Source organism: Pseudopedobacter sp. (genome assembly GCF_040392825.1).
Taxonomy (GTDB): domain Bacteria; phylum Bacteroidota; class Bacteroidia; order Sphingobacteriales; family Sphingobacteriaceae; genus Pseudopedobacter.
The window spans coordinates 1-9,074 of record NZ_JBEBVH010000166.1 but is presented as its reverse complement, the minus strand read 5'-3'; the positions used below and the strand labels follow the sequence as shown (position 1 = coordinate 9,074).

At 38.0% G+C, this 9,074-nt stretch carries 6 protein-coding genes; all 6 read left to right on the top strand.

Annotated features, from left to right (window positions below; translation table 11 throughout):
- Positions 1–408, top strand: a 408-nt coding sequence (locus tag ABWO41_RS12085; RefSeq protein ID WP_353138122.1) for a hypothetical protein, incomplete at its 5' end; no start/stop codon positions are given.
- A 5-nt stretch (positions 409–413) separates the two neighbouring features.
- A complete protein-coding gene (locus tag ABWO41_RS12080; RefSeq protein WP_353138119.1) occupies positions 414–1,658 on the top strand; it encodes a sialidase family protein in 1,245 nt (414 codons plus the stop codon).
- 88 nt (positions 1,659–1,746) lie between these two features.
- Complete coding sequence (locus ABWO41_RS12075; protein ID WP_353138116.1) at positions 1,747–5,205, top strand: TonB-dependent receptor; 3,459 nt, start codon at positions 1,747–1,749, stop codon at positions 5,203–5,205.
- Between the two features lie 9 nt (positions 5,206–5,214).
- Positions 5,215–7,047: a RagB/SusD family nutrient uptake outer membrane protein gene (locus ABWO41_RS12070; protein WP_353138113.1), complete on the top strand. Its 1,833-nt coding sequence runs from the start codon at positions 5,215–5,217 to the stop codon at positions 7,045–7,047.
- 11 nt (positions 7,048–7,058) lie between these two features.
- A complete protein-coding gene (locus tag ABWO41_RS12065; protein WP_353138110.1) occupies positions 7,059–7,988 on the top strand; it encodes a DUF5017 domain-containing protein in 930 nt (309 codons plus the stop codon).
- 44 nt (positions 7,989–8,032) lie between these two features.
- The gene (locus ABWO41_RS12060; protein ID WP_353138107.1) at positions 8,033–8,812 is read left to right on the top strand and encodes a sialidase family protein; all 780 of its coding nucleotides are present in this window, start codon (positions 8,033–8,035) and stop codon (positions 8,810–8,812) included.
- Positions 8,813–9,074: the final 262 nt, after the last annotated feature.

The window sequence follows — 9,074 nt, the reverse complement described above, 5'->3', positions numbered from 1 at the left end:
CATGCTTATCAGCTAATCTATACAGTAAATTCAAACCATAAAAATGAATATGAATTTACCGATATTTCTCCTGTTCAGGGACTTAATTATTATAAACTTTTTAAAATTGATAGCAATGGCAAGTCAGAAGAGTATGATAAAGTGATTGCAATGGATTTTGGTTTCAATAAGCAAGAATTAAGGGTTGGGAAAGACGTTAACGAACAATATATCGATTTGTTTATCTATGCCGATAAGTCGCAGCAAACGAAAATAATTATTTCAGATATTTCAGGAATTCAAGTACATGAGCAGCTTGTTCCACTTAGTCAGGGTAATAATACGATTAGATTGCCAATAAATCTAAAAACCAAGATATATGTCGCATCGGTAACTGTTTCTGGCAAAATATACAGCACAAAATTTTAGTAGAGATGAGAGCAAATATTATAAAATTTATAGCCGTTAGTATATTGCTGCACATTGCAGTTACGGGTTATGGCAAAGGAAAAACAAAAGATTCTTTAGACAATCAGTTATGGATAAGCGAGGTAAAATATCAGGATCCCGCTACGAAAGTCTATTTGGGAAGTCCATCTATCCTTCGTTTAAATAAAAAAGAAATATTAGTAACACTCGATTATTTTGGAACAAACAGGCCTAAAGATCATTTGGGACGCTCCAATAAAACCAGTGTATATAAATCTGTAAATGACGGAAAAACATGGAAGCATATTACAGACATTAACGGAATGTATTGGGCCAATTTGTTTGAACATAAGGGAAAAGTCTATTTGCTTGGAACAACCTCTGCTAATGGCAGTATTGCTATCAGACGTACAGATAATGGTGGGAAAACCTGGACAAACCCGATAAATGAATCAACAGGTCTCTTGTTTAAAGAAGGTCCTAATGGTACGGCACCAAGGTATCATTGTGCGCCTACACCTGTAGTTAAGCATAATGGACGTCTATATCGCGCATTCGAAAATGTTGAGGATAACACTGTGAGAGGAATGAGAGGATACAGGGTTTTGGTTGTATCGATAAACGAAAATGACGATTTATTGGATGCTTCTAAATGGACCATGAGCAATCAGTTAAGTTTCGACGCAGCAGCCTGGGACCCTCCCAAATCTTTTCCAACTACAGGATGGCTGGAAGGAAATATGGTTGAAGGAACCGACGGAAAATTGTGGAATATCTTAAGGGTAAACTCTACACCATTTTATGACAGAGCCGCAATGGCAGAAGTTACCGAAAACGGAGAAAAGGTGGTTTTTACTCCTGATAATTTTATCAAATTTCCCGGAGCACAAAGTAAATTCGTTATTCGAAAAGATCATCAAACAGGAGTTTATTGGGCAATGGTAAATAATAATACCAATGGTAAAGAAGCCAATCAACGAAATGTATTATCTCTATATGCTTCTAAAGATTTAAGAAACTGGTACCATGCAAAAACATTAATAGCAGACAATCAGAACCTTCCTGAAAAAGAATCGATAAAATTAACCGGCTTTCAATACCCTGATTGGCAATTTGACGGAAAAAATATCATTTACCTTTCCCGGACAGCTTACGGGAAAGGAGTTCCCAGAGCCCATGATTCTAATCGGATAACTTTTGGCAGAGTCGAAAACTTCAGAACACTAACACCAGAAAATTTACTGAAATAGTAAATGTCAAATTTTTATGTACATCGTTCACCCGTTATGTCTATAGCGGTGTAGTTAGCATAGAGAATTAACCGAATAACCTAATAGAATGCAAAGATCAGATGAAATGAGGAGGAAGAATAACAACCATTTCCTAAAACTGGTACAGAAAATTGTAGTTGTAATGACAGTTTTTTGTACGTTTCAGGTTGTAGCGCAAGAGAGAACCGACCAGATAAGGCTGAGCATAAGAGGCAGTAACATTACAATGGCACATGCATTTCAGCAAATAAAAAAAATAACGGGTTTAACCGTATTTTACAATAGTCAGTTGCTTAATGATAATGAAAAGGTCAGTCTCAATTTTAAAGACGCAAAGTTAAACGATGTTTTAGACCATATTTTGAAAGGAAAAGATATTGGTTACGAAGTACGCCGCGATAAAGTTATTGTGTTAAATAAGAAAGTAACGTCAGGTGTATCTGTTCCAAAACAAGAAGATACCTATCTTTTAAAAGGTAAAGCAATAGATGAGGACAATGGCGAAACGTTGATAGGAGTAGCAGTTTCTCTTAAAGGTGTCACAAGCAGATCCACTTTAACAGATAAAGACGGTAATTACGCTATTCGTGTGTCGAAAACAGATGTCTTAACCTTTTCTTATCTGGGTTATAGCACTATTAGTATTCCGGTGGTTAACCTTAAGGATGGAACGGTAAAAATGAAAAGTAGGCCAAGTGCCTTGAATGAGGTTGTTGTGATTGGTTATGGGGAAGTAAAAAGAGGCGATTTAACAGGTTCTGTTGGCGAAGTGAAAGTCGAAGATATCCAGAAAGCACCTGTAGCAACAATAGATCAGGCACTAGCCGGACGTATTGCGGGGGTACAGGTAACCAGTAATGAAGGACAGCCGGGAAGTGCTATGAATGTTGTTATCAGGGGAGGAAATTCATTAACACAAAGTAATTCGCCTTTATATGTAATAGACGGATTTCCAATGGAAGATCCCAGTTTAGCTGCAATCAATCCGCAGGATATTAAGTCCATGAATATCCTTAAAGATGCCTCAGCCACGGCTATATATGGATCAAGAGGTGCCAACGGAGTAATTGTTATAGAAACTAAAGATGGTAAAGTAGGTAAAACAACTTTTTCTTACGACACGCACTTTGGTATACAGCAAGTTACTAAGACAATGGACGTGATGAGTCCTTATGAATTTGTAAAATATCAGGAAGAGTTTGATCCGGTATATGCAGAGGAAGTTTTCTTAAAAAATGGGGTTACCCTGGATGATTATAAAGATATACAGGGTATAAACTGGCAAGATAAGTTATTTAGGGATGGCGGTGTACAAAACCATAGCTTATCTATTAACGGAGGAAATACTTCTACCAGGTTCTCTATTTCGGGTAATGTAGTAAATCAGGATGGAGCAATTATCAATTCTGGATTTAACCGGTACCAGGGTCGCGCATTTTTTGATCATAAAGCCAATAAGAAATTGAGTTTCAATCTTTCTATTAATTATGCGAAAGATAAAAGTTATGGGGATTTAGCCTCGGCTGCTACTTCAGGAACGCAGCCCTATGCTAGTTTCTTGTTATATAGGGTGTGGGGCTACAGACCATTAAATGGCTACGGAAGTTCTGTAAATATAGAAGAAAGCTTTATGGATGAGGATGGAAATGACGCTCGCTTTAATCCGATCATAGATTACAGCAATTCCCAAAATAACAGGATGAACGAGAGCTTTAACTTCAATGGAAATGCCTGGTATAAAATATTGGATAACCTAACTTTTAAAATCAAGGCAGGTATTAACAGAAGAACTATGGAGCAAAACAGCTTCTATAATTCGCTAACTTCCAGAGGGTCTTCTCTTTCAACTGCAAATACAAAAGGAATTAACGGAGGAATTACCATTTCTCAATATCAATCGTGGGTAAATGAAAATACCCTGACTTACAGACCAAAGCTAAAAAACAGACAAACATTAACAGCGCTGTTGGGATGGACATTGCAGGGCGACCAGATAAGACGGTTTGGGCTGACAGGAGAATATGTACCCAATGAGTTACTGGGTATGTATGGTTTGGAGGAGGGAACTCCTGGAGCAAATACCTCATTTCATACAGAAAATATGTTAATGTCCTATTTGGGAAGAGTAGATTATAATTTAAGAGATAAATATTTATTCACAGCATCTATGCGGGCAGATGGTTCAAGTAAATTCATTAAAACCAACCGATGGAGTTATTTCCCTTCAGCAGCGTTTGCCTGGAAAGTGAAAAACGAACCTTTTATGAAGGCAATAGATGTTATCAGCGATGCTAAATTCAGAGCCAGTTATGGACTTACCGGAAATAACCGTATGGGGTTGCCATATACAGCTTATTACTCTTACGGAAATACAGTAAATAAAGGTATTCAATTAAATTCCTTTGGAAATAAAGACCTGAAATGGGAAACAACACAGCAGACCGATTTGGGATTAGATATATCTTTCCTGAAAAATAGAATAACAACAACTATAGATGTTTATAAAAAAGTAACTTCAGATTTACTGTTATATGCCAATGTGCCCTACACCAGCGGTTATACCCGTATCTATAAAAATGTAGGGAAAGTAAGCAATCAGGGACTCGAAGTTTCATTATCAACAGTAAATATCAAAGGGAAATCATTTAGTTGGGAGTCAGACTTTAACATTAGCTTCAATAAAAACAAAATACTGGCTCTGGCCGAAGGAGAAACACGTTTGCTAAATACAGTGAGTTGGGGTAATCATGGTAATACCAATTTATTTATTGCAGAGATAGGCGGCCCCGTTGCCCAGTTCTATGGCCTGTTATTTGACGGGTTATATCAAATAGCAGACTTCACCTGGCAGAATGCCAGCGATCCTTCTATTCCGCATGAAAGCAGAAACTATCTGTTAAAAAAGGAAATTCCTACCAATGGTGTAAATAGAGAAATAATAAGACCCGGGGATATCCGCTATGTTGATGTTAATGGAGACGGAACAGTAAATATACAAGATAATGTAATTATAGGCAGAGGTTTACCAATACATTCGGGAGGTTTTAACAATAACTTTAATTACAAAGGATTTAGTTTGAATGTATTCTTTCAATGGTCTTATGGTAACGACATCATGAATGCTAACCGGATTTATCTGGAAGGGAATGACGCCAGCAGATCTGCACTAAATCAATTTGCTTCTTATGCAAACAGATGGACTTACGAAAATCAGAATAGTAATATTCCGAGAGCAAAAGGACAGGGACTGAATGGTTATTATAGTTCAAGGACTTTAGAAGACGGCTCGTACTTAAGATTAAAAACTGTGGCTTTATCCTATGCGTTGCCTAAAAAATTAACAGACAGAATTAAAGTAAATAGCCTGAGTTTTTATGCTTCCGGACAAAATCTTTATACCTGGTCCAGCTATTCAGGAATGGACCCCGAGGTTTCAACCAGAAACAGCGCATTAACTCCGGGATTAGATTATTCATCCTATCCCAGAATGAGGATTTTTACTTTCGGATTAAGGACTTCTTTTTAATTGAATACAATGAAAGCTTTAAAATATTTAACACTGATACTGTTTACAACATTAAGCTCATGTAATATGCTGGATGTTGAACCTAAAGACTTTTTGTCTCCGGAACAGTACTATAATACAGAAGAAGAACTGAAAACAGCATTAACCGGAGTGTATTCAACCTTTGTAAAAGGAGGTACATTTTTGAATAATTTGGGAAGAATGGGCCTGGATGCAGACGAAGTATATAATTACAGAGAACAGAATTCTGTGGCAGATTACCTGACTTCACCCAATGACAGTAAAATATTAAACTTCTGGAGAGACTACTACGCAGGCATAACAAGAGCAAATATGCTTCTTAAGAACATAGACAAAGCCACTACAGTAGACAAAGCAAAACGGGATATTATAAAAGGAGAAGCTTTGTTTTTAAGAGGTTTCTTTTATTTCATGCTGGTACAAAACTTTGGAGATGTGCCCTTAATATTACAACCTATTGAGACTTCGGGTATGGATGAAATCCAGACTCCAAGAACACCTGCCAAACAAGTGTATGATCAGATTATAAGTGATATGACACAGGCCTCGGAATTGGTAGAAGATATTTCTAAAGTTGGTAACGGTAGCCGCGTAAACAAATCGGCAGTTTACGGTATGTTGGCCAGAGTGTGTTTGTATATGGCCGGAAACCCAATTAACGAAGGCAGACCTATGTACGAAGAAGCCAGAAAGTGGGCGAAAAAAGTAATGGATAATCCGGTGCATAAATTAAATAATAGCTACCAGGACGTGTTTGTAAAACTGGCAACAGACCAGTATGATATAGGAGAAAGTATCTTCGAAATAGAGTTCTACGGTAATGGACAAGGCATATACGCAACTTTGGGAGGTTTTGTCGGAATTCATAACGGCATTCAAAATAATAACACTTCAAACACAGAAACAAACGTAGGACAGGCATATGCATATTTGCAGACAACAGCATACGTCTACAATACTTTTGAAGAAGGCGATTTAAGAAGAGATTGGGCAATTGCACCTTTCACATATACTGCGGGTACAGACAATGAGGTATACTATGCACCGGGCGCATATTTATTCAATAGGTTTATCGGAAAGTTCAGGAGAGTGTCAGAAACTTTGAAACCTAAGCATGCTGGTCGTACTCCGCAAAACTACCCTGTTTTACGTTTTTCAGATGTATTGCTCATGTTCGCAGAAGCGGAAAATGAGATAAATGGCCCAACAGAAGATGCGGTTAATGCAGTTAATGAGGTAAGAAGAAGGGGGTACGGAAAACTACTTTATGGAGAAAGGTTAAAAACTATCACAATAACCAATGGAGGTAGCGGATATACTTCTGCGCCAACGGTAAGTATCACAGGGGGAGACCCGGCTACCGCGGCGACAGCAACAGCTGCTATTGCCAGTGGAAAAGTGACAAGCATAACAATCAGCAATCCCGGAACATTTTATAAAACTACTTCGCCTGTAGTAATTACTATTAGCGGTGGTGGAGGAACAGGAGCTACAGCAACTGCGACTATAACTTCTTTGGAAGAAGCCGATCTTACTATGGCTCAGAAGGCAGATGATGTATCTTTCAGAGAAATGATTTATCAGGAAAGAACCCGGGAATTGGCATTTGAAAATATGAGAAAAGCCGATCTGGTAAGGTGGGGTATCTTAATTAAGAAAATGAAAGAAAGTCTGGCGGATGCCAATACTGCTGTAGCTTATTCAAGTATTTCCAGAGCTAAATCGTATTTCGGGAATGCATCAGAAAGAGATGTATTGTGGCCAATACCTGGTTATGAGATTGGTGTGAATCCGAAACTGACACAAAATCCAGGCTACTAAAACTTAAAGACATGAGATCAATATTGCTTATATTAATAGTTTTTACATGTTTTTCATGTAAGAAATTAGAAGAAATAAAAACACCCGATTTTGACGTAGAAGTATCGAAAGAAAACTACCACGTGGGAGATACCGTTTTATTCAATTTCAAAGGAAATGCAGATATCATATCTGTTTATACCGGAGAAATTGGATATGACTATGATTCCATAAATGGTCGTATTATGCCTTCCAGTTTCAACGTAAATTTCGAATCTCAAACTCTGGATGGCGCGCAACGGGATCAGATATATGTTTATCTGATAAAGGAATTCGATGAAAACTATAGCATGGAGGGTATAGAAGCCATAAGGCCTTCATTAATAGAACTTAATGACAGGTTAAGGATAGCAACTCCTGATGACAACAGGCAATGGATTGCCAGTGGGTATGGAGATATTACCGAATATTTAAATACTTCGGAACCATCAGCCATTTATCTTGCTGTAAAACATCTGGTTCGTAATCAAAACCTTTATGGGACAGGAAACCTTAACCGGGTTAGAAACTTTAAGCTGCTGGCAGTGAATGAACTCGGAGAAAAGACGGTTTTTACACATTCAATTAATAACTGGACACTGTTTTCTTCGCCTAATAAAATGCCAAACAGGGCCTCGCTTGAAGATACACAAATGACTTTGAGGAATAGCTATGGAGCAACCTATGTAGCCGAAACCACAGAAGACTGGGTAATAAGCGATCCGATTCAAATAGAGCCCACAACAGATATGGGCCCAGATCATGCCCTTGGTATAAAAAGTCTGGCCGATGCTATGCCTAAGACATATGCCAAAATCTACAGTAAGGCAGGAGATTATAAAGTGGTTTTTAGAGCGGTTAACCAAAGTGCAGCCGGAAGAAAAGAGGTGCTGAAAGAAGTAAGAATACAGGTTGCCCCTTAAAATGTAGTATCAGGGATTATTTTATTAAGTCATTTTAAGTAACTATGTTAGATGTTTTCAGGATAACGAAAAATTGTCTGAAGGGAATTCCTTTTGCCCTGTCATTACTATTATATTTTAATACCTATGCTCAGAAAAGTCACAGGAAAGTACCGGGAAGAGTGGTAGCTTATAGTCCGGCAAGTTCAGGAAAATACATAGGCTCTCCCGGTATCTGCATTTTGCCTGACGGAAACTATATTGCAACACATGATTTATTCGGCCCAAATTCCAATGAATTTGTAAAAGCTATTACACATGTTTATCGGTCGAGAGATAAAGGGCGCACCTGGGAAAGGATAGCGGTTATAAACGGACAATTTTGGTCGAAGCCATTTCTATATCAAAACCAGCTTTACCTTATCGGAACAGATAAACACCATGGAAATGTGGTAATCAGAAGATCTGTTGACGGAGGAAAAAACTGGACAAATCCGCAGGATTCCAGATCAGGGTTATTAATGGAAGGCGAGTTTCATTGCGCTCCTACGCCAATAATTTCTCATAAAGGGTATTTATGGAGAGCAATGGAAAGGGCCGATGGACCTATAAAAAAATGGGGAAAAAGGTATGGCACATTTATGATGTCTGTTAAAGAAGGCTCAGATTTGCTTGATGCTTCAAACTGGAGATATACCAATACGCTTGCGTATGATTCAACCTATTTGAATGGGAATTTCGGAGCATGGATAGAAGGAAATGCAGTGGTTTCTCCGGATAATAATATTCTCAATGTATTAAGGGTACACCACCCGAAAGATAAATTGGGTGAAAAAGCTGCATAGGTTAAAATAACAGCAGATGGAAGCCAGAGCCAGTTCGACCCGAATACAGGATTTATTGATTTCCCCGGAGGTGGAAAAAAATTTACAATAAAATACGATGTGATCTCTAACAAATATATTTCGATAGCTAATTATGTACCCGAAAAATATAGGGGAGGAATAATACAGCTAGATAAGATACGGAATACTCAGGCATTGATATCTTCCGAAGATCTCATAAACTGGAAAGTTCACAAGATATTACTGCATCATGAAGACCCGG